General features: G+C 66.1%; 11 protein-coding genes, 3 tRNA genes and 2 rRNA genes (1 of these 16 running past the window's edge). 8 read left to right on the top strand and 8 right to left on the bottom strand.

What is annotated here, in order from left to right; translation table 11 throughout:
• From PBN85_RS11700 to PBN85_RS11680, 5 genes are all read left to right on the top strand, one after another.
• Positions 1-36, top strand: a tRNA-Ile gene (locus PBN85_RS11700); it begins 41 nt to the left of the window's first position.
• 71 nt (positions 37-107) lie between these two features.
• Positions 108-183 (top strand) — tRNA-Ala (locus tag PBN85_RS11695).
• Positions 184-543: 360 nt separating this feature from the next.
• A 23S ribosomal RNA gene (locus tag PBN85_RS11690) occupies positions 544-3,360 on the top strand.
• Between the two features lie 195 nt (positions 3,361-3,555).
• A 5S ribosomal RNA gene (gene rrf / locus PBN85_RS11685) occupies positions 3,556-3,670 on the top strand.
• A gap of 98 nt (positions 3,671-3,768) precedes the next feature.
• Positions 3,769-3,845, top strand: a tRNA-Met gene (locus PBN85_RS11680).
• A gap of 151 nt (positions 3,846-3,996) precedes the next feature.
• Here PBN85_RS11680 and PBN85_RS11675 read toward each other — a convergent pair.
• From PBN85_RS11675 to PBN85_RS11645, 7 genes are all read right to left on the bottom strand, one after another.
• Positions 3,997-4,389, bottom strand: coding sequence for a DUF1622 domain-containing protein (locus PBN85_RS11675; RefSeq protein ID WP_271299107.1), 393 nt, complete (start codon positions 4,387-4,389; stop codon positions 3,997-3,999).
• Between the two features lie 115 nt (positions 4,390-4,504).
• Entirely contained in the window at positions 4,505-5,899 is a 1,395-nt protein-coding gene (locus PBN85_RS11670; protein ID WP_271299106.1) for a L,D-transpeptidase family protein, read from the bottom strand.
• A gap of 610 nt (positions 5,900-6,509) precedes the next feature.
• Positions 6,510-8,423: an alpha-L-fucosidase gene (locus tag PBN85_RS11665; protein ID WP_271299105.1), complete on the bottom strand. Its 1,914-nt coding sequence runs from the start codon at positions 8,421-8,423 to the stop codon at positions 6,510-6,512.
• A gap of 24 nt (positions 8,424-8,447) precedes the next feature.
• Positions 8,448-10,886, bottom strand: coding sequence for a glycoside hydrolase family 95 protein (locus PBN85_RS11660; protein WP_271299104.1), 2,439 nt, complete (start codon positions 10,884-10,886; stop codon positions 8,448-8,450).
• Between the two features lie 46 nt (positions 10,887-10,932).
• Complete coding sequence (locus PBN85_RS11655) at positions 10,933-14,169, bottom strand: TonB-dependent receptor (RefSeq protein ID WP_271299103.1); 3,237 nt, start codon at positions 14,167-14,169, stop codon at positions 10,933-10,935.
• Positions 14,170-14,278: 109 nt separating this feature from the next.
• On the bottom strand, positions 14,279-15,301 hold the full coding sequence (locus tag PBN85_RS11650) for a FecR family protein (RefSeq protein ID WP_271299102.1): 1,023 nt from the start codon (positions 15,299-15,301) through the stop codon (positions 14,279-14,281).
• Complete coding sequence (locus PBN85_RS11645) at positions 15,298-15,825, bottom strand: RNA polymerase sigma factor (RefSeq protein WP_271299101.1); 528 nt, start codon at positions 15,823-15,825, stop codon at positions 15,298-15,300. The genes PBN85_RS11650 and PBN85_RS11645 overlap by 4 nt, the downstream gene beginning before the upstream one ends.
• Before the next feature lie 244 nt (positions 15,826-16,069).
• Here PBN85_RS11645 and PBN85_RS11640 point away from each other — a divergent pair, with 244 nt between their 5' ends.
• Complete coding sequence (locus PBN85_RS11640) at positions 16,070-17,149, top strand: sodium:calcium antiporter (RefSeq protein ID WP_271299100.1); 1,080 nt, start codon at positions 16,070-16,072, stop codon at positions 17,147-17,149.
• 62 nt (positions 17,150-17,211) lie between these two features.
• Here PBN85_RS11640 and PBN85_RS11635 read toward each other — a convergent pair whose 3' ends face one another.
• Positions 17,212-19,038: a DUF885 domain-containing protein gene (locus PBN85_RS11635; protein ID WP_271299099.1), complete on the bottom strand. Its 1,827-nt coding sequence runs from the start codon at positions 19,036-19,038 to the stop codon at positions 17,212-17,214.
• Positions 19,039-19,208: 170 nt separating this feature from the next.
• Here PBN85_RS11635 and PBN85_RS11630 point away from each other — a divergent pair, with 170 nt between their 5' ends.
• Positions 19,209-21,095, top strand: coding sequence for a gamma-glutamyltransferase family protein (locus tag PBN85_RS11630; RefSeq protein ID WP_271299098.1), 1,887 nt, complete (start codon positions 19,209-19,211; stop codon positions 21,093-21,095).
• A 5-nt stretch (positions 21,096-21,100) separates the two neighbouring features.
• Positions 21,101-22,120, top strand: a complete 1,020-nt coding sequence (locus PBN85_RS11625) for an acetamidase/formamidase family protein (protein ID WP_271299097.1) — start codon at positions 21,101-21,103, stop codon at positions 22,118-22,120.
• Positions 22,121-22,153 lie beyond the last annotated feature (33 nt).

Here is a 22,153-nt window from a genome sequence, read left to right as displayed (position 1 = left end):
GTGAGGTCGTAGGTTCAACTCCTACTCGGCCCACCATCATCGGCGTTGTGGCCTTGCCACGCCGCCGTGCGCAATAGCGTCGCTATTGCGTCTTGCTGCTGGCGCATGGGGCCTTAGCTCAGCTGGGAGAGCGGTTGCTTTGCAAGCATCAGGTCATCGGTTCGATCCCGATAGGCTCCACCATTCTTCCGCCCGGACGATTATCCAGTTTGATGAAGACACGAGATCCGCTGTCGCAAGGCAGCGGTATTTGGGAGCAAGCCTCCCTCTTTGACATTGTGAATGGGTTCTTAAAATCGATGCCGTGATGGTGTTGGTTGGGACAAGCGAAGCGCGGATGCGCTGGCTCGCAAGGGCCAGGTATCGAGCGGGCGTCTCCCATACCGACTTCAATCACTTATTATTTGGCTGAGATTATAATCATCCGCACCAGGATGACGCCGCAAGGCGTCTGGTAGAACCACGCTGCACTGCTCTGCCGAGTTTCGTGTCGCCCCTCTTCGAGGATGGCGATCCAGTGTTGTCGTTGGTGGTGTGGACTCTCAAGCGTGAGGTAAGGGCAATTCGTGGATGCCTTGGCATGTACAGGCGATGAAGGACGTGGCACGCTGCGATAAGCTGCGGTGAGGTGTGAGCAACCTTTGACCCGCAGATTTCCGAATGGGGAAACCCACCTATCCGTTTAATCAGCTGAGCCGCTCGGCGGCACGCGTCATGCGTGTCGCCCGGGGGCGCAACTGGTTAGGCGGGAACAGGTATCATGGAACTGAATACATAGGTTTCGTGAAGCGAACCCGGTGAACTGAAACATCTCAGTAGCTGGAGGAAAAGACATCAACCGAGATTCCGTTAGTAGTGGCGAGCGAACGCGGACCAGGCCAGTGCTTCCTATTCAACTAGCAGAACCATCTGGAAAGTTGGGCCATAGCGGGTGACAGCCCCGTATGCGAAAGTGATGTAGGAAGACTCGAGTAGGGCGGAACACGTGTAATTCTGTCTGAACATGGGGGGACCACCCTCCAAGCCTAAATACTCGTACATGACCGATAGCGAACTAGTACCGTGAGGGAAAGGTGAAAAGCACCCCGATGAGGGGAGTGAAACAGTACCTGAAACGGATTGCCTACAAGCAGTTGGAGGGTCCTTGAGGCCTGACAGCGTACCTCTTGCATAATGGGTCTGTGACTTAATGTTTCAAGCAAGCTTAAGCCGTTAGGTGTAGGCGCAGCGAAAGCGAGTCTGAATAGGGCGACTGAGTTTGAAGTATTAGACCCGAAACCCGGCGATCTAGGCATGACCAGGATGAAGGTGCAGTAACATGCACTGGAGGTCCGAACCGATTAACGTTGAAAAGTTACCGGATGAGTTGTGTTTAGGGGTGAAAGGCCAATCAAGCCGGGAAATAGCTGGTTCTCCGCGAAAACTATTGAGGTAGTGCCTCGGATGGACACCCTAGGGGGTAGAGCACTGGATGGATGCGGGGGTCGCGAGATCTACCAACTCTAACCAAACTCCGAATACCTAGGAGTGATATCCGGGAGACAGACGGCGGGTGCTAAGGTCCGTCGTCAAAAGGGAAACAGCCCTGACCTACAGCTAAGGTCCCCAAGTTATCACTAAGTGGGAAAGCATGTGGAAATCCCAAAACAACCAGGAGGTTGGCTTAGAAGCAGCCATCCTTTAAAGAAAGCGTAACAGCTCACTGGTCTAAACAAGGGTTTCTGCGGCGAAGATGTAACGGGGCTCAAGTGATACACCGAAGCTTAGGGTGTGGCGCAAGCCACGCGGTAGCGGAGCGTTCCGTAAGCCTGTGAAGCGATCTGGTAATGGGTCGTGGAGGTATCGGAAGTGCGAATGCAGACATGAGTAGCGATAAAGAGGGTGAGATGCCCTCTCGCCGAAAGACCAAGGGTTCCTGCGCAAGGCTAATCCGCGCAGGGTGAGCCGGCCCCTAAGACGAGCCCGAAGGGGGTAGTCGATGGGAACCACGTTAATATTCGTGGGCCTGGTGGTGTGTGACGGATGGTGTGAGTTGTTCGGCCTTAACGGATTGGCCGGGCTTCGAAACTGTTCCAGGAAATAGCCCCACCGTATAGACCGTACCCGAAACCGACACAGGTGGTCAGGTAGAGTATACCAAGGCGCTTGAGAGAAGTGTCCTGAAGGAACTCGGCAAATTGCCTCCGTACCTTCGGAAGAAGGAGGCCCAGCATAAGCGCAAGCTCTTGCTGGGGGCACAGGCCAGGGGGTAGCGACTGTTTAGCAAAAACACAGGGCTCTGCTAAGTCGGCTTCAAGACGACGTATAGGGCCTGACGCCTGCCCGGTGCCTGAAGGTTAAGTGGAGGGGTGCAAGCTCTGAAATGAAGCCCAGGTAAACGGCGGCCGTAACTATAACGGTCCTAAGGTAGCGAAATTCCTTGTCGGGTAAGTTCCGACCTGCACGAATGGCGTAACGACTTCCCCACTGTCTCCAGGACATGCTCAGCGAAATTGAATTCTCCGTGAAGATGCGGAGTACCCGCGGTTAGACGGAAAGACCCCGTGCACCTTTACTGCAGCTTCAGAGTGGCATTAGGAAAGAACTGTGTAGCATAGGTGGGAGGCTTTGAAGCGTTGGCGCCAGCCGGCGTGGAGCCATAGGTGAAATACCACCCTGTTGTTTTCTGATGTCTAACCTCGCACCGTTAGCCGGTGCAGGGACCCTCTGTGGCGGGTAGTTTGACTGGGGCGGTCGCCTCCTAAAGAGTAACGGAGGCGCGCGATGGTGGGCTCAGGCCGGTTGGAAACCGGCTGTTAGAGTGCAATGGCATAAGCCCGCCTGACTGCGAGACTGACAAGTCGAGCAGAGACGAAAGTCGGTCATAGTGATCCGGTGGTCCCTCGTGGAAGGGCCATCGCTCAACGGATAAAAGGTACGCCGGGGATAACAGGCTGATAACCCCCAAGAGCTCATATCGACGGGGTTGTTTGGCACCTCGATGTCGACTCATCACATCCTGGGGCTGGAGCAGGTCCCAAGGGTTTGGCTGTTCGCCAATTAAAGTGGTACGTGAGTTGGGTTCAGAACGTCGCGAGACAGTTTGGTCCCTATCTGCCGTGGGCGTCGAAATTTGAGAGGAGTTGACCCTAGTACGAGAGGACCGGGTTGAACGTACCTCTGGTGTACCTGTCGTCGTGCCAACGGCGCAGCAGGGTAGCTATGTACGGACGGGATAACCGCTGAAAGCATCTAAGCGGGAAGCCTCCCTCAAGATAAGATTTCATAGGACGGTGAAAGACCATCACCTTGATAGATCGGATGTGGAAGTGCGGTAACGCATGGAGCTAACCGATACTAATTGTCCTAGTCGCGCTTGAGAGTTACACACCATCAATGACAACCTTGGGTTGCATGAGGCGGATGATACACTCCCAGCTGAAACAATAAGTGCACGCATCGATTTTGAACCAACCGGGGATCCGATGGCCCGCCGCAAGGCAATCGCCAGACGACCCTCGGCACTCCCGCATCGAAGTCCCACTTCGATGCGAGATTCATCCGCCCGCTCCATTGCCTGGTGGCTATAGCGTCGGTGTCCCACCCGATCCCATCCCGAACTCGGCCGTGAAACCCGACTGCGCCAATGGTACTATCGCTCAAGCGATGGAAGAGTAGGTCGTCGCCAGGCATTGTAGCCGGCGGATGAATATACAAGAACCCATTCACACACCCTCTCCCACAGAGAGGCACACCGTGCCGGGCACAACCCCGCACAACACCCAGTGTCGCGGGGTGGAGCAGCCCGGTAGCTCGTCAGGCTCATAACCTGAAGGTCACAGGTTCAAATCCTGTCCCCGCAACCATCCCAAAACACCACCAATGCCCCAGCCCCCACGGCCCGGGGCTTTCGTGCGTTCCCGACGGCCTGGCCTCACCCCAGCAGCCGCTCCCGCTGCTGCTCCACCCGCGCGCGTGCCGGGCGGGGCAAGCTGATGGGCTCGCAGATGCGTCGGATCAGTCTTCCGCGTCGCCGGCAGAGGGCGTCGCTCGGGCCGACCGGCGTTTCTGCCACGGCCAGCGCCCGTCTATTTCGACTTCCAGCGAGAAACTCAGGAAGGTCCGGATCAAGACGATGCCGGCGAGGACCAAGAGGCTCTCCAATGTCGGCTCGACCGCCACTGTATTGATGATGTCCGCCGCGACGAGAAACTCCAGACCAAGCAGGATCGACCGGCCAAGTCCCGATCGGAAATCGGCGATCAATACTGCCCGGTCGGTCGCGCCTTTGATCATCCCGATGAGGAACGCCCCCAGCGTGGCGAACGCGCCGACGACGATGATCGCGGTGCCGACGATCTCGACGGCATTGGTCGCAAGGTGGATCCAGCCGCTTTCGCTCGTGAACATCGCACCCCTTGCCCTTACGGGATCGACCGCGCGGATCGCTGCGCGACGCCATCGTCGTCAAGGCAGCGACGCGTCGCGCTATCCGTTCCCGGATGCACGACGCGCGACGGGCGGCTCACGGCCCCTCGTCGCTGGCGCGGGTCTCGACGCGTAGCGCCTTGCCCGCCTTGAAGCCCAGCGCCGCGCCGACCCGGTCATCCCAGCCATAGGGATCGTTGCGCACGATCGGTTCGCCGGCATCGTCGAACAGCACCGTCTGGTAGAGCATCCGCACCGGTATCTGCTTGGGCAGCTTGACGAACGTCTCCTTGCCGGTGGCGCGTGCCTGATGCCATTGATCGGTCACGCCCTCGTCATGCGCGAGGATTTCAGCGAAACCGAGCGCGTCGTCGACGCGCACGCAGCCGTGACTGCGCTGCCGCTGGATCATCGCGAACAGCTGCTTGGCGGGCGTGTCGTGCAGGTAGATCGCCTGGTCGTTGAGCATGTCGAACTTGACGAGGCCGAGCGAATTCTTCGGCCCCGGCTGCTGCACCAACCAGCCGTCCTTGCGCGCGATATTGTTGGCCTTGAGATAGGCCGCGCCCTTCGCCGCCGTCTCACCCTCGATCGAGCGCGGGATCGTCCAGGTCGGGTTGGCGACGAGGCGGAAGATCGGCGAGCCGAGTTGCGGCGTCTCGCGGTCGGGTTCGCCCACCACGACCTTGCGGCTGTCGGCGATCTTGCCGTCACGCCAATAGGTCAACCGTGCCGCCGCGAGATTGACGTCGATCCGCGTCGCGGGCGGTGTCCGTTCGAGCCAGCGCAGCCTTTCCATCGCGATCGCAATGGCGCGCGCGCGATCGGTATCGGACATGTTGAGGATCGCGAGCACCGCGCTGCCGATGACGCCGTCGGGCTTCATGCCGTAATCGGCCTGCATCTGCTGCACCGCCTTGGCCATCGTCGGCGTATATCGATCGCCCTGCGCCGATCGCTGATCGAGATAGTCGAGGATCACCAGTTCACGCGCGATCGTCGCGACGCGCGGATCGACCGCGCCGGGCTTGATCGCCTCGCCATTGATGGGGATCGCGGGGGTCGGCGTGCCGGGCTGCTGGCGCAGCGCGAGATAGGCTTTCGACAGGCGCGTGTAATTCTGATCGGCTGGCGCGAGGCTGGCGAGCCAGCCTTTCACGTCGTTGGCGCGCAGCGCATTGGCCAGCCCGGCGCGCAGGTCGGGATTGGGCCGCGGCACCGTATACACCTCGTATAATTTGGTCGGATCGGTGGCGCCGCGCGCCAGGGCGGCGGCATAGGCGAGCGCCTGCTGCGTTACGCCGGCCTCGTCACCTGCGTTGCTGGCGAATGCCATCTGGTCGAGCCCGTGCGCCGCCCGCGCGTCGATCGCCTGGCGCAACTGCTCGCGCGTCTCTTTGGTCCATTGCGCGGCGGCCGCGGATGCGCCCGTAGTGGCGCTCGTCGTTTGATTGTCGGGGGCGACGCTGATGCTGCATCCCGCCAGGAGCAAGGCGACTATCGATAACTGACCCAATTTCACAATCACATCCGACTCCTGTCGTTACGCTGGCAGAACGCGCGGGACGGGTGTCTGCTCCCCCACGCGCGATCGCCATGGGTGGTGGCTCCTGAGGGCCAGCCTGCTGCCGTCGTAAGCCGCATGACCGCACCTGTGACGACCGGCGCGCGGCACGGCCGGCGACGCCGGATTGACCGCGGCCCATTCCAGCCTCCGGGCGCAATGTGCACGATGATTTGGCCGTTGCCTCGTCGATCCAAGCCGAATGCCTGTCAGCGTTCGATCCTGTATCGGATTGCTTCGCCTGGCTGGCGCGTCGTTCTACGTCTCGAAGCGGGCGGTCAGCACGATCACCTGCCCGTAGCGTCTGTCGACAGACGGGTCATCGCGATATCTCGACGAGGTTTCTTTCGCCCGGACCTTGGTGGGGTCTTCCCGAACCTGCCCCGGGGCGCCGGGGGGGGGCGCACCTTATGGACCAGCCATAGGCTGGCCGCGCCTCGCGGAGAGCCGAGACGTCAGGCCGATGCAGGAGAATGGTTGCGCCGCCATGCGACCGTCACCGTCACCGTCACGGTCACACAGCGGCGAGACCCCACGCTCAACGCCTCAGGATGGAAAGATCGGCGATCGCGATAGCGCCGGCGGGCCGTGCGGTCTGGTGGAAGACGAAGCGCAGCCATGTCACAGCCGCACGGGACGCGAAGGCAATATGCTGCGGTGACAGTGCGTTGACGATATTGGAAAACTCGCCGTCTGCGAGCGGATGCCACCTGCTGCCGTCGGGACTGGCCTCGACCGTATAGCGTTTGGGCGGCGCGGCATCGTCCATGACGGCGCGTGAAGGCGTCAGGATGAAGCCGGCGAGGCGCTGCGCGGTATGGAAGCGAAGCGTGACCGCCGCCTCTGCCGGGCCGCCCGACACAGGCATCCGCCAGACCGTCCCGGCATCCGCGTCGAACAGCGCCTGCACATCCGGCGCGGAACTCGACACCAGCGTCCACTCCGCCGGTGAGACCGCGTTCTGATCGGGCGCGGCAGGGCGCGCGACCGGCAGTGGGGTCACCTGCCGGAACAGGGCGATCTCGCTGATCGCGGGACATGCCGGCGCCTCGGTGATGCGCAGGCGCAGGCGACGGGCCTGTACGGGCGCGGGCAGGCGGACGATGCGTTGCGCGGCGATACAGGCACCTGCGGCGACCTCGCCCCAGCCGCTGCCGCGGTCGAGATCGATCGCGAAGCGGGTGACGCGCACGCCGAGCGGCAGACATTCGCGCAAGCGGATCAGGTCGAAGGCGCGTCCGGGCGGCAGCTCGAGGACCAGCGATGGCGTATGGACGGCATCGGGCGTCGACCAATAGCTGCTCGGATCGCCGTCCAGCACCCGCGCCGCGGCATAGGCGCTGCCACGGACATGGTCGGCCTGCGCGACGGCACCCCGGGCGAGATCGTTCGCGAAGGTGGCGCGCTGCGCATCGCCGAACGACCGCAGCACCGCGCAATCGATGTCGGCGAGCCGGCCGCGCCGGTCGGGCGGCAGGTTGAGGATCAGATTGGTGCCGCGCGCGACGGACTCGTCGTACAGCCGCACCAGCCGCTGCGTATCCTTGACCTTCGAATCCTCGTCTTCATGGTAGAACCAGCCCGGCCGGATCGAGGTATTGGTCTCTGCCGGCCACCAGAGCGGGCCGTCGCGCAGCCCGGCATTACCCTCCGCCTGGCTCGGCTTGTGGTTCGGCATGGTCGGCCAGCAGGGATCGCCGGCGACGCCATCCTCATTGCCGACCCAGCGCGCATCCGATCCGAGCGGTTCGAAGGTGCAGGCCATCGGCTGATGGCGATGCACCAGCGCGACGATCTCGGGCCACTTGTAATAGGCCTCGGCGTCGATCTTCCGCGTCTCGCGCGCGCCGCCATAATAGCCGTCGCCGCCATTGGCGCCGTCGAACCAGAATTCGAACAGCGGGCCGTAGCGGGTGCAGAGCTCGACGATCTGTCGCCGGTAATAATCGATATAGGCGGGCCGGCCATAATCGGCATGATTACGGTCCCATGGCGACAGATACAGGCCGAAGGCGAGCCCAGCCCGGCGGCAGGCCCGTTCGAATTCGCGAACGACGTCACCCTTGCCGCCGCGGAACGGGCTGTTGCGCACGCAATGCTCGGTAAGCCGGGTCGGCCACAGGCAGAAGCCATCATGGTGTTTGGCGGTGAGGATGAGGCCGCGCAAGCCGCCCGCCTTGGCCGCATCGACGATCTGATCGGCCGAAAAGTCGGTGGGGTCGAACAGCGCCGGGCTTTCGTCGCCATAGCCCCATTCGCGATTTGTGAAGGTGTTGATCGAAAAGTGGACGAAGGCATATTGCTCGCGCCGGTGCCAGGCGAGCTGGCGGGGCGAGGGCGTCGCACCGTAGGGGGCCGGGGCGGCCGGCCCAGGCGGTGAGGCCTGGGCGAGGCTGATGCCCGCGCTGGCGAGGCCCGAGGCCATGAGGGTGCGACGCGATAGGATCGGCATGAAAGGTCCTGAAAGGAGGTTCGGTCAGGCCGCAGTCGCCGGAGCGGGCGGCACAGGACGCAGGGTGATCGCATAACGCAGCCAGCGCCGCGTGCGCACGCGGGTGACGCCGTCACCGCGCCCGAAGTCGCAGCGGCGGTGACCCTGTCGGATCGTCGCCACGGCGAAGCCCGGCGGCGCGCGCAGGACGAGCGCATCGCCGCCTGCCGTCACCGTGGCGTGGATCGCGTCCGGCTGCCACGTGATGTCGACGGTATGGCCGCCGCGTGCGCGCAGGCCGGTGACATTGCCCGATCGCCAGCCCGCCGGCATCGCCGGCAGCAGCGCGACGACATCGTCGTGGCTCTGCAGCAGCATCTCGGCGATGGCGGCGGTGATGCCGAAATTGCCGTCGATCTGGAAGACGGGCCGCGGCTGCATCGGATGCGTGTCGAGCAGATTGGCGGCGACCGCATGGCCGAGGAAGGCGGTCAGCGACCGGGCGGTATCCTCGCGCCGGCCGAGCCGCGCCCAGATCGCCGTCGCCCAGGCACGGCTCCAGCCGGTGCTCGATCCGCCATGCGCCTCGCGTCGTGCGAGCGACACGGCGCCCGCGGTCGCCAGCGCCGGCGTGCGCTGCGGCGTCAGCTCGGCGCCGGGATAGAGCGGGTAGAGATGCGAGACGTGGCGGTGGCCGGGGTCCTGCTCCGCATAATCTTGCGACCATTCCTGCAACTGGCCGTAGCGGCCGACCCGATAGGGCTCCAACCGGTCAAGCAGCGCGGTCAGCCGCGGGGCGAGATCGCTGGTGTCGCCGACCAGCGCGGCCGCGGCGATGCAATGCCGGAACAGCTCGCGGATCAGCGCGAGGTCCATCGTGCAGCCCGCGCTGATCGCCGCGGTCTGGCCGGGCGCGACGACGAACAGGTTCTCCGGCGAGATCGACGGTGCGGTGGTCAGTCGCGCGCCGGCCGGATCCGCGACCAGCCATGCCGCGCAAAAGTCGGCGCAGCCGCGCAGCAGCGGGAAGCCGCGCTCGGCGAGGAAGCGGCGGTCGCCGGTGAACTGATAATGGTCCCAGACATGGCGGGTGAGCCACGCCCCGCCCATCGGCCAGTTCGCCCAATTGGGGTCGCCCGCGCCTTCGCCGACCGGGTTGGTCATCGCCCACAGATCGCTGTTGTGATGCACGCACCAGCCGGGCAGCCCATAGAGCGTGCGCGCGGTGCGCGCGCCATTGACGGCGAGCCGCTCAATATGATCGATCAGCGGCAGGTGGCATTCGGAGAGATTGCAACTTTCCGCCGGCCAGTAATTCATCTGCACGTTGATGTTGGTGGTGTAGTTGCAGCTCCACGGCGGCCGCAGCTTCGCGTTCCACAGGCCTTGCAGGTTGGCGGGCATCGTCCCGACGCGCGAGGCGGCGATCAGCAGATAGCGGCCGAGGTGGAACAGCCGCTCGACCTGCGCCGCCTCCGCATCGTCCGCCGCATCGGTCAACGCCAGCGCGGTGCGCCGGTAGAGCGCCTGATGATCGCGCAGATGGCGCGTGCGCAGCGTCGCGAACGGTCTGCCGCCGGCCGCCAGGACGCGCGTCGCCTCGGCGACGACGGTCGCGGCGGGCGTGTCGGGCATGCGGTCGAAACCGCGGAAGCCGGTCGCCGCGGCGATGCGGATGACGATGGCATCGGCGCCGGTGACGTGCAGCGCATCGCCCCGGCTCGCGACGCGGCCGCCCGTGGTCTCGACCGACAGGATCGTCGCAAAGGCCATGCCGTGGCCGGGCCGGTCCGAATAGGCGACCGGATCGGCGACGTCGCGATAGTCCGGCGCGCAGCGTGTCGGCGCCTTGCCGGTGAGCGTCACGCGGTCGTCCTGCGCGACCGCCTCGCCCTGCAATAGCGTCGCCAGCGTGATCCGGCCGTCGAGCGCGCCGGCGCGATCGGCGGTGAGGCGCAGGACGAGGATCTGATCGGGATGCGAGGCGAACAGTTCACGGCGAAACGTCGTACCGGCGCAGCGGTAGGAAACGGTGGCGATGCCGCGGTCGAGATCGAGTTCGCGGCGATAGTCGCTGACCGGCGCATCGTGCGGCAGGTCGAGCAGCAGGTTCGCCATCGGCGCATAGCTCTGGCTGAAGGCGCCCTGCAGGCGCTTGCTCAGCCGGTCGGCCGCGCGCGGATCGCCGGCGAAGACCGCGTCGCGCACCGCGGCGAGTGCGGCGCGGCCGTCATGGTCGGGCCGCTCCGCCGGCTGGCCCGACCACAGGCTGTCGTGATTGAGCGCGATCACCTCCTGCGCGACGGCGCCGCCCATCATCGCGCCGATCCGGCCGTTGCCGACCGGGTGGCCGAGCAGCCATTCGCTGGCGGGCGTGGCGGCGACCAGCCGATGCCCGCGCCGCCCGGCGGGCTCGCCGGCCTGCGCCGCCCCGTCCACGGCGGTCAGGCCGAGCAGGAAGGCCGCACCGCCCCCGACGAGCAACTCGCGTCGCGACGCATCGGCCGGTGCGGCGCCGGGGTGAGGATCATCAGAAATTGAGTGTCGCCCCCATGTTGATCGATCGGCCGAGCGCGTCATAGACCGACGGCGAGGTGTTGACCCGCTCCGCCGCTTCGAGCGGCGGGCTGGGCCGCACCGGCGGATTGGTGTTGAAGATATTGTTGACGACGACCCGCAGCGTCAGGCTGCGCGATACGGTGACGCTGGTGCTGAGATCGAACAGATCATAGGCCGGCAGATATTTGTATGCGTCGGGAACGCTCGCATCGTCGGCGCCGAAGATCGGATTGCCGTCGAGCCGTGAATTCTTGAGCCCCGAATTGTGCCGCCAGTTGAGCGACACCAGCCCCTGCGTCTTCGCGCTGTCCGGCGAGGCGAGCGTTACGCGGACATTATGCTGGTAGCGGCGGTAGCCCTGGCCGGCATAGGGGCCGAACAGGCCGACGACGTTGAAGTCGGTGTCCGGCAGGCCGAGGTCGCCGCCCTTGGCGGTCTGCAACGTCGCGACATAGCTGGTCGACAGTTTCGCCCAGCCGCCGAGCCGCCGATCGTAATTGGCCGAGAAGTTGAAGCCGCGCGCGTTGGTCTTGCCGAGATTGCTGTAGCCCTGATTGATGTAACCGCTCGTCGATCCCGTGTTGCTGAACAGGCTGCCGTCGGCATTGCGGACGAGCTGGCCGCAGAAGAAGTCGTAGCCCGTGTTGGCGCAGGTCTGCAGGAAATCGATCGCGCGATAATAGCCGATACCGTTTTCGATCTGGATGCTGTAATAATCGGCGGTGAGCGACAGGCCACGCAGCCAGTGCGGCGTCACCACCAGACCATAAGTATAGGTATGGGCGATCTCCGGGGTGACGAGACCCTGCGAGCCGTTGCGGACGGTGCAGAGATTGTCGGGACATTGCGGGATCGTGCCATATTGCGCGGCGGTCACGCCGCTTCTCTGGCAGACGGCGAGGCTGGCGGATGGCGTCGCACCGGCGCACGGATCGCCCAATGTATTGGCGTCGAGCGTGCCGTAGCTGACCGAGGCGTTGGACGAGAGTTCGTAGATGCTCGGCGCGCGCGTCGCCTTGTTGTAGCTGGCGCGCAGGAGCAGGTCCTCGACCGGGCGCCAGCTGCCGTCGATCTTGTAGGTCGAGCGCATCTTGTCGACGCCGGAATAATCGGAGCCGCGGATCGCCGCGCCGAAGCTCAGATCGCGGACGAACGGCCGGTCGCTGACCAGCGGCACGTTGATCTCGCCATAGATGTCGAAGGCGTGGTTCGACAGGCTATTGGCCGTCGATCCGAAGGCTGCGGTATAAGCGGCGTCCGGGTTGGAGCGATAGGTGTTCCTGCGATATTCGGTGCCGAGCGCGACATTCACCCCCTTGCTCGAGAACGGGCTGCGGATGCCATATTCGCCGAGGTCACCGGTGATATTGGCATTGCCGACCCATTGTTCGTAGCGTTCACGGAACAGCCCGCCGCCTTCGGGATAGGAGACATAGTCGATCGCCGCGGCGCTCGGCCCGGCGGTGGTGAAGATATCGAGCGGGACGCAGCCGGGATTGCTCGCCGCTGCGGCGCAAGTCGCGACGCCATTGACGTCCACCACCTGCAAGGCGTTGGCGACCTTGACCGGATCGACGCGATTGAGCTGGCGCTGGCGATACAGGGTCGTCGAATAGACCCCGCCGACGTCATAATGCCAGGCGCTGCCGAGATCGCCGCGGACGCCGGCGACGCCGCGATAGATTTCGTTGCGGGAACGGGTGATCTGCGGCGCGCTGAAGCGATAGCGCACGTCCGTGGTGACGCTGGTCGCGGTGCCCGCCGCCGTGCCGCACAGCGATTGCGCCTGCTGCGCAGACAGCAGCGGATTGTCGCAATTGATGCTGTACGCCACCGACCCGGGTTGGATCGTCGCCGGTGCCGACTGGCTGGTGGCGTCCGACCGGAGATACAGGCCGTTGGCGTAGAGCTGGATCGCCGGCGACACTTCGTAGTTTAGGAAGACCGCGCCGTTGTAGCGGGTATTCTGACGCTGGAAATAGAAAGCGTCGTTGTAGTTATAGCCGTTGGTGCCGGTATACGGGGCAAAGGCACGCGCGCCGTCGGCGGCATTGGTGAAGATGGCGCCGGTCTGGGCGGGGCCGGACAGCGCCTGGAAATAACCGGCCGGTGTCGCCGACGAGGGGGAGGCGCAGACCACGGTCTGGCCCGACAGCGTGATCGGACAGACCGAAAAGGAGCGCGAGGTGGCGAGCACCGGCTCGACTTGGCTGTACGCCCCGAACAGCGCGATATTGCCGCGACCGCCGGCAAAATTGTGGCCGATGCTGATATTGGCGTCGAACCGGCCGCCGTCGTTGCGCGCGCCGGTCGGCACGGCGAAACCCGAATTGCGTGCCGCCTGGGCGGCGATGTTGTCGCGATTGTCGGCGTTGTAGAAGCCGTAGTTGATATTGGCGTTGAGCCCTTCGAAATCCTTGCGCAGGATGAAGTTGACGACTCCGCCGATCGCATCCGAGCCATAGACCGCGGAAGCGCCGCCGGTGAGCAGGTCGACGCGCTCGATCAGCCCGACCGGTATCACCGACGCGTCGATCCCTTCGGTCACGCCGATCCGCTGACCGTCGATCAGCGTCAGCGTGCGGTTGGTGCCGAGGCCGTGAAAATCGAATTGCTGGCGACCATTGCCGTTCGACAGATTGGTGTCGCTGTTCTTGATCGCGGGTACGCGGTTGAGCACCTCCTGCACGCTGAACGCCGATTGCAGCTTGATCTCGGCCTGGCCGACGCTGGTCACCGGTGCGGTCTCGACGAGGTTCTTCGAGCGGATGCGCGATCCGGTGACGACGACATCCTCGCCATCCGGGCTCGGATCGTCCTGACGATCGGCCTGCGCATCGACCGGGCCGACCGTATCGCTCTGTGCGGTCAACGCGGCCGGCACCAGGCCCGCGGCGCGGCTGATGACATAGACGCCCTGCGGCGTCCGCGCGACGGCGAGCCCGCTGCCTTGCAACAGCCGGTCCAGCCCTGTCTCGACGGTCATGCTGCCGACGAGCGGGGGGGCGGTGCGCGTGCCGAGCAGCGCTTCGTCAAAGGCGAGCTGGATATGCGCCTGCCGCCCGAACATGCGGAGCGCCTGGCCGAGCGATTGCGCCTTGATGGCGATACGAACCGGACGCTGCTGCGCGACGGCAGGCGATGCGATCGTCATCGTGGCGAGGGCCGCCAGGCTGACGGCGGTGAACAGATGGCGACATCCGGCCATGTATCGAAACCCCTCTTATGTTGTGTTTTTATGACGCACGAGGGCTCCGGATGCTCAGCACGTTGCGCGAAATTAATACCTGTCCTGCAGATTGGTATGGGATTGGCTATTAGCGCGCGACGAGCGTGAGCGTGTCGCGACCGGTTTCGACGCGGGTCGGCAGGGTCGCCGCGACCGCCTGGGCAAAGGCGTCGCTGTCACCGGCGTTGAACACGCCGCTGATCCGCAGGTCGGCGACCGCCGGCGCGACGACGATCCGGCGCGCGCCGGCAAAGCGGTTCATCCGCTCCGCCGCGATCGCGAGCGGTTCGGCGGTGAAGCTCAGCTGCCCCTCGTCGAGCCCGTCCCCCGCGGCGAGCGGCGTGATCGACGCCGCGGCCGCACCCGCCGCCAGCCGCAGTTCGCTGCCCGGCACCAGGGCGCGCTCGGCGGGGACGAGCCGGTCGCCGCGGCGGGCCAGCGTCGCGACCGGGCCGCGCCCGGCATCGCGGAGGATGGCGACATGGCCCTCGAACAGGCCGACGCGGATTTCGCCGGTCAGCGCCTCGACCGAGAATTCGGTGCCGGTGGCGACCACCACGTCGCGGCCGACGTGGACGGCAAAGGGGCGCAGCGGGTTCTTGGCGACCTTGAAGCGCGCGCGGCCGCGCACCAGCGTCAGGTCGCGGCGCTGATCGGTGAAGGCGGTCGAGACCACGCTGTCGGCGTCGAGCGACAGTCGCGAACCGTCGGCGAGCGCGACGACGCGCCGCTCGCCGATCCCGGTCCTGTAGACGGCGCCGCCCTGCTGCTGCCAGAGCAAGGCCGCCAATGCGACGGCGACCAGCGCCAGCGCCGCTGCGATCGCCTGCCACAGCGTCCGGCGCAGCATGGCGAGCGGACGCCGCGCGGCGGCGCACGCCATCGCGTCGCGGGCCTCGTGGCGCAAGGCGATCAGCTCGGGCGTCTCGGCGTCCGCCTCGATCCCCGCCCATAGCGCCAGCGCCTGATCGAGATGCGACTGACGGTTCGCATCGCCGGCGAGCCAATCGCGCAAGGCGCGATGTTCGGCGGGGCTGAGGTCGCCTGCGTCGAGCCGGATGCACCAGCCGATCGCCGCCTCCCGGTCGGCCATCGCCGCGTCGCCGCTCATCGCCGCTCCTCCGCATTCGCGAGCAGCGCCTGCATCGCCTTGGCGATATGCTTCTCGACCGCGCTGACCGAGATGCCGAACGCCGCGGCGATGGCTTTGCGTTGCAGGTTCTCGAGCCGGTAGAGGATGAAAATCTGGCGGGTCCGGTCGGGCAGGGTGGCAAGCGTCGTCGCGACGCAGCCCACGCTCTGCCGCGCGGTGAGCAGGCGTTCGGCGTCGAACGTGTCGACGTCGGCGCTGCCGTCTTCCGCCCAAGACTGGATATAGCGCACCCGCGTCGCCTCGCGGCGGACGTGATCGCGCAACAGATTGGCCGCGGTCTGAAAGATATAGCCTTCGGGATTGCCGGCGACGCGTCCGTCCATGCCGCTGATCCGCACGAACATGTCCTGCACCAGATCCTCGGCGAGCGTACGATCGTGCAGGCGGCGCAGGAAGAAGGCGAGCAGCGCCGGCCGCATCTGCCGCAGCACCGCGAGCAGGTCGGGCGTGCCCCCCGCCGGATCGGATCGTACCAGTCGCATGATGGTGAGACGTACGGGCGGGCGATACACTCAGCAAATATTTGCGGACGATCGATCCTCTGATTGCTTGGAATCGGTCCGGTTCCGGCAGTTGAGGCGATGTGGTGGTCGGCGCGGTGACCGACACGATCGCATCGGTCGTGCAACCGGCCCCGTATTGAAAGCTGGATCGTCCAGGAACGCTTGTTCAGCCGGTTCGCTATGGTCGATCGCCTGTCGCTCGCAGGCACATCGAAAGTCACGCATGTTAAACGGTCTCAGCCTACCGGTCCTGCTCGCGATCTTTGCCGGCTGTGCGGGCGTGATTTGGGTCGCCGGCGTGAAACTTGCTGATACCACCGACATCCTCGCCTCGCGGCTTCATCTCGGCAAGGCGCTGGGCGGCATCATCGTGCTCGCCGTCGCCACCAACCTGCCCGAGATCGCGATCACGGTCAGTGCGGCATTGGCTGGCAATCTGGGGGTGGCGGTCGGCAACATCCTGGGCGGCATCGCGATCCAGACGGTCGTGCTCGTGGCGATGGATGTCGCCATGACGGAACGAATGCCCCTGACCTACCGTGCCGCCAGCCTCACGCTGGTCGTGGAAGCCGTTTTGGTCGTCGCGGTGCTGATCGTGGCGATCATGGCGACGCAATTGCCCGGTACGCTGATCGCGGCCCGCCTGACTCCCGGGGCGGTGTTGATCGCGGTTCTGTGGGTGATCGGCGTTTGGCTCTCCAGCAAAGCCAGTAAGGGGCTGCCATGGCACGACGCGAGCGGCACCGCACCCGATGGCCAGGACGAACCCAAGGGTCACTCGCAGGCCAAGAAGGACGTTGCATCCGGTCGGAAGGGTGAGAGCACGGTCCGCGTCGCCTTGGTCTTCGGCGCGGCTGCGCTGGCCACGCTGGCGGCCGGTGTGCTGCTGGAACGTAGCGGCGGTGCCATCGCCGAGACCATCGGGCTCAGCGGGGTCCTGTTCGGCGCGACGGTACTGGCGGCGGCGACGTCGCTACCCGAATTGTCCACCGGTATCGCGTCGGTCCGGATGAAGGACTATCAGCTCGCGGTCAGCGATATTTTCGGCGGCAATGCCTTTCTCCCCGTCCTCTTTCTGGTGGCCGTCGTCATTTCCGGCAAGGCGGTGCTGCCAGACGCGCAGGCCAGCGACATCTATCTCGCAGGTCTCGGTGTCCTGCTGACCTGCGTCTACGCCGCAGGCCTGATCTTCCGGCCCAAGCGGCAGATCTTGCGGATGGGGATCGACTCCCTGACGGTGCTGGTCCTCTACGCTCTCGGCGTGGGCGGCCTGTTTGCGATCTCCGGAGGAAACGGCGGCTAGGCCAGGCGCCCGAACCGCATCTCTGCATGAAGGCCGCTGACCACGCCCATCCGCCGCGCCGGTCAAATCGCGCGGGCGCGCTCCTCGACGATCCGTTGCAGCATCGAGAGCGGCATGGCGCCGGCCTCCAGCACGTCGTGGAAATGTTTGAGATCGAAGCGGTCGCCGGCGATCGTCCTGGCGGTTTCGCGGGCGCGCAGCCAGGCGGCGTGGCCGATCTTGTAGCTGCATGCCTGACCGGGCGAGACGCAATAGCGCTCGACCTCGCGCTGCGAGCGGCCGGGCGCGAAGCCGACGGTGTCGACGAGGTATCGTGTCGCCTGGTCATGCGTCCACTGCTTGGTGTGGATGCCGGTATCGACCACCAGACGCGCGGCGCGGAACAGGAAGGACTGGAGATAGCCGGCGCGCTCCACCGGTGAGGCATAGCCGCCAAGCTCGTCGGCGAGCTGTTCGGCATAAAGCGCCCAGCCTTCGAGATAGGCATTGAAGAAGGCGATCTTGCGCAAGGGATGCGTCGGCGCGCGCTGCGCCGTCGAGATCTGCAGGTGATGGCCCGGCACGCCCTCGTGATAGGTCAGGCTCGGCAGCGTGTATTTCGGCCAGTCGTTCACGCTCTTGAGGTTGATCCAGTAGATGGCGGCGCGCGAGCCATCGAGCGGCGCGCGGAAATAATAGCCGTTGGGGGCGCCGTCCTGGATCTCGGGCGCGACGCGGCGGATCTCGAGCGCCGCATTGGGCGGATTGCTGAACGCCTGCGGCAGCCGGGCCTGCATCGCCCGCACGCCGGCGTTGAGGCTGGCGAGCAATGCGGTGCGGCCCGCATCGCTGTCGGCGAAGAGCTGCGCGGGCAGGCGGTTGAGCTGGTCGAGGCGGGCGCCGACGCTGCCCTGCGTCAGCCCCTGGCTGCGCAGGATCGGATCGAGCTGCGCGGTAAGCTCCGCGACCTGTTGCAGGCCCATGCGATGAACTGCCTCGGGTGACAGATCGGTGGTCGTCGATTGCGCCAGGGCGGCGGCATAGATCGCCGCGCCGTCGGGAATCGCCCAGATGCCGGCCGCCGACCGCGCCTTCGGGCGCAGCGCGCGGAGCAGCGCGATCTGCCGGTCGAGCGCGGGATAGACCTGCGCGGCGACGATCCTGGCGGCGCGGGCCTGCCAGTCGCCGGGGATGGTCGCCGCGGCGGTGCGGCGGGTCAGCGACTGGACCAACTGGCTGTCGGCGGGCGCGGGGGCGCGCAGCTTCGCCATCTGGCCGAGCGTGAGATCGAGCGAGAAATCGGGCGCGACCCGGCCCTTCGCCGCCTCGCGCCGCTGCACCTCGGTCTCATTGTCGAGCTGGCGGCCCATCAGCGCCAGCCGGTCGAGATACGCCTCCGCATCGTCCGCGGTCTTGACCGGATGGGTCGAGGCGAGAAAGTCGGGCAGCGAGAAATAGACACCGTCCTGCTGCGAGATCGGATAGGGCCCCTGCGGCGAGGCGAGCCCGAACCGCTCCGGGCCGACCATGTTCGATTCGATATTGTAGAGGACGACCTCGCGATCGATCCGCGCCTGCGGCGACAGCGAGGCGGGATCGACCGCGGTGATCAGCGCACGCGCGCGGCGGTTGCGGGCGAGATCGTCGGCGATCGCCTTGTAGCTGTTGTCGCCGAGCGTGTGGCGCAGGGCGGCATTCTTGCCGGTGTCGAGGCCGAGCGAGGTGGCGAATTCGGGCGACTGACGGACGGTTTCGTCGAGCACCTGATCGAAGGCGGCGTTGAGCCGCGCGTCACCCGCCGACGCCGGCGTCGCATTGGCAGGGGCGGCCTGCGCGAGGGCGGATCGGGCGGGCAGCAGGCTCAACCCGGCGGTGGCGGCGGTGGACATGATGAAGACGCGACGATCCATGCCGATGATCCTGATAGGAGGCCCGAAACGCGGCACGCTAGGCGACGATGATCGACCTGTGCAAGCCGGTTGCGCGCCGGCGGCCGCCCTATCGCAGCTACGTCAAGCAACCCCTTGTGCACGCGGGCGAAGCTCGCGAGGATCAGCGATCAACGTCGGGAAGATCCATCATGCATCGTCGTACGTTCCTTGCCGCCCTGCCGGCGGCGGCGCTGGGTCCCGCTGCCGGCGCGGCGGCGGGGCAGGACGGCCGCGGCGTGCCGGGCGGACAGGGCGCGCCGGGGCCGGGGCAGGGGGGCGCGCGGTCACCGGCGGCGCCGGCGCTGCCGCCCCGATGGGAGGCGGGCGCCGATCGCTTCCTGCGCCCCGACGTGTCCGCCGGTGATCGCCCGGTCGGCGCGAGCTTCGCGTCGCGCACCGCCGTCTACGGCCTGCACGGCGCCGCCGGCACCGCGCACCCGCTGGCGACGCAGGCGGGAATTGACATCCTGCGCCGCGGTGGTTCGGCGGTGGATGCCGCGATCGCGATCAACGCCTGTCTCGGCATGCTCGAACCGACGTCGAGCGGCATCGGCGGCGATGCCTATGCGATGATCTGGGACCCCCGGCAGCGCAAGGTCGTCGGACTGGCGGGATCGGGCGCGTCGCCGCGCGGGCTGAGCCTGGAGACGGTGCGGTCGCGGGCGCGGGGCGGCGCGCTGCCGCCGCTCGGCGCGGTGTCGGTGTCGGTGCCGGGGGCGGTGGATGCCTGGTGGACGATGCACCGGCGCTACGGGCGGCTGCCGTGGGCGCAGCTGTTCGAGCCGGCGATCGCCCATGCCGAGGCGGGGGCGCCGGTGCCCGACATCATCGCCTATTACATCCGCCGCAGCATGGCGGCGTTCCGCCGGCCGGGTAACGGCATCGAAGAGACGGCGAACGCGCTGCGCACCTATGGCCTCGCCGATGGCAAGGGACCGGCGGCGGGGCAGGTGTTCCGCAATCCCGATCTCGCCCGCACCTATCGCGCGATCGCCGCCAGTGGCCGCGACGCCTTCTACACCGGCGATATCGCGCGGACGATCGACCGCTATTTCAAGCGGATCGGCGGCTGGTTGCGCTATGAGGATCTGGCGGCGCACCATTCCGAATGGGTCGAGCCGCATCGTACCGGCTATCGCGGCGTCGACGTTCACGCGCTCGGCGCCAATACGCAGGGCATCGCCACGTTGCAGATGCTCAACATCCTCGAGACGTTCGACCTCGGCGAGGCGGGTTTCCAGTCGCCGCTGTCGATCCATCTCCAGGCCGAGGCCAAGCGGCTTGCCTATGAGGACCGCGCGCGCTTCTACGCCGACCCGCGGTTCAGCAAGGTGCCGGTCGAATGGCTGATCTCGAAGGACTATGCGCGCCAGCGCGCAAAGCTGATCCGGCCCGATCGCATCCTCGATCCCGTCTATCCCGGACAGGCGCCGAGCCATGGCGATACCACCTATTTCAGCTGCGCCGATGCGGACGGCATGATGGTGTCGATGATCCAGTCCAACTTCCGCGGCATGGGATCGGGGCTGGTCGCCGACGGCCTCGGCTTCATGTTCCAGGATCGCGGCCAGCTGTTCAGCCTCCAGGACGGCCACCCCAATATCTATGCGCCGGGCAAGCGCCCGTTCCAGACGATCATCCCCGGCTTCGCGACGCGGGGACGCGATCCGTGGATGAGCTTCGGCGTGATGGGCGGCGACATGCAGCCGCAGGGCCAGACGCAGATCATCGTCAACCGGGTCGACTATGGGCTGGAGATCCAGTCGGCCGGCGATGCGCCGCGCTGGCATCACGAGGGCTCGTCGCAGTCGATGGGGGAGGATGCCGCCGGGCTCGGCCCGCGCGGCCTGCTGCGGCTCGAGACGGGCGTGCCGCACGCGACGCGGCAGCGGCTGGCGGAGATCGGCTGGACGATCGGCGAGCCCGACGGCGGCTTCGGCCGCTACGAATGCGTCGAGCATCGGATGGACGGCGACACCCGCGTCTATGCCGCGGCGAGCGAGATGCGCGCCGACGGCTGTGCTTTGGCCTATTGAGGGGGATGACGATGCGATATTGGATGACGGCGCTGCTCGCCGCGACGGCCATGCCGGCCGCCGCCGCGACCTATGAGCTGAAGGCGACGCCGCAGACGGTCGCCTGGGGCCATTATGACGCGACCGACACGCCGGTGCTGACGATACGGTCGGGCGATACGGTGGTGATCCACACGCTGCTCACCAACAGCCCGGCGGGGCTGGAGAAGGCGGGCGTCGCGCCGGCCGATGTCGAGCCGGCGTTGCGCGCCGTCTATGACGGCGTGCCGGCGAGCGCGCGTGGGCCGGGCGGGCATATCCTCACCGGCCCGATCGCGATCGAGGGCGCGGAGCCCGGCGATATGCTCGAGGTGCGCATCCGCAAGATCGATCTCGCCATTCCCTATGCCTATAACGCCTTTCGCTACGGCGCGGGATTCCTCACCGACGATTTCCCCTATGCGCGGATGAAGATCGTGCCGCTCGACGCCAAGCGGATGATCGGCCGGTTCGCGCCGGGGGTCGAGGTGCCGCTGGCGCCCTTCTTCGGCAGCATGGGCGTCGCGCCGCCGCCCGCCTTCGGCCGCTACGATTCCGCGCCGCCGACGATCAACGGCGGGAATATGGACGACAAGGCGCTGGTCGCGGGGACGACATTGTTCCTGCCCGTTCACGCCGCGGGGGCGCTGTTCCAGGCCGGTGACGGTCATGCCGCGCAAGGGAATGGCGAGGTCGACATCACCGCGCTGGAGACGTCGCTGACCGGCACGTTCGAATTCGTGCTGCACAAGAAGACGGCGATCGCCTATCCGCGTGCCGAGACGCCCAAGGCCTATATCGCGATGGGCTTCGACGACGATCTCAGCCATGCGACGCGCAAGGCGCTGCGCAACATGATCGACTTCCTCGTCGCCGAAAAGGGCATGAGCCGCGACGACGCCTACATGCTGGTCAGCGTCGCCGGCGACGTCGAGGTTACCGAATTGGTCGATCGCAACAAGGGCGTCCATGTCGTGCTGCCCAAAGCGCTGTTCACGCAGCGATAAAAACCGGCCGGCGGCTTCCGGCCGCGCGCCGAT

This window comes from Sphingomonas sp. CV7422 (genome assembly GCF_027945725.1).
Taxonomy (GTDB): Bacteria; Pseudomonadota; Alphaproteobacteria; order Sphingomonadales; family Sphingomonadaceae; genus Sphingomonas; species Sphingomonas kyungheensis.
This window is presented reverse-complemented; position numbering and strand designations above follow the sequence as displayed.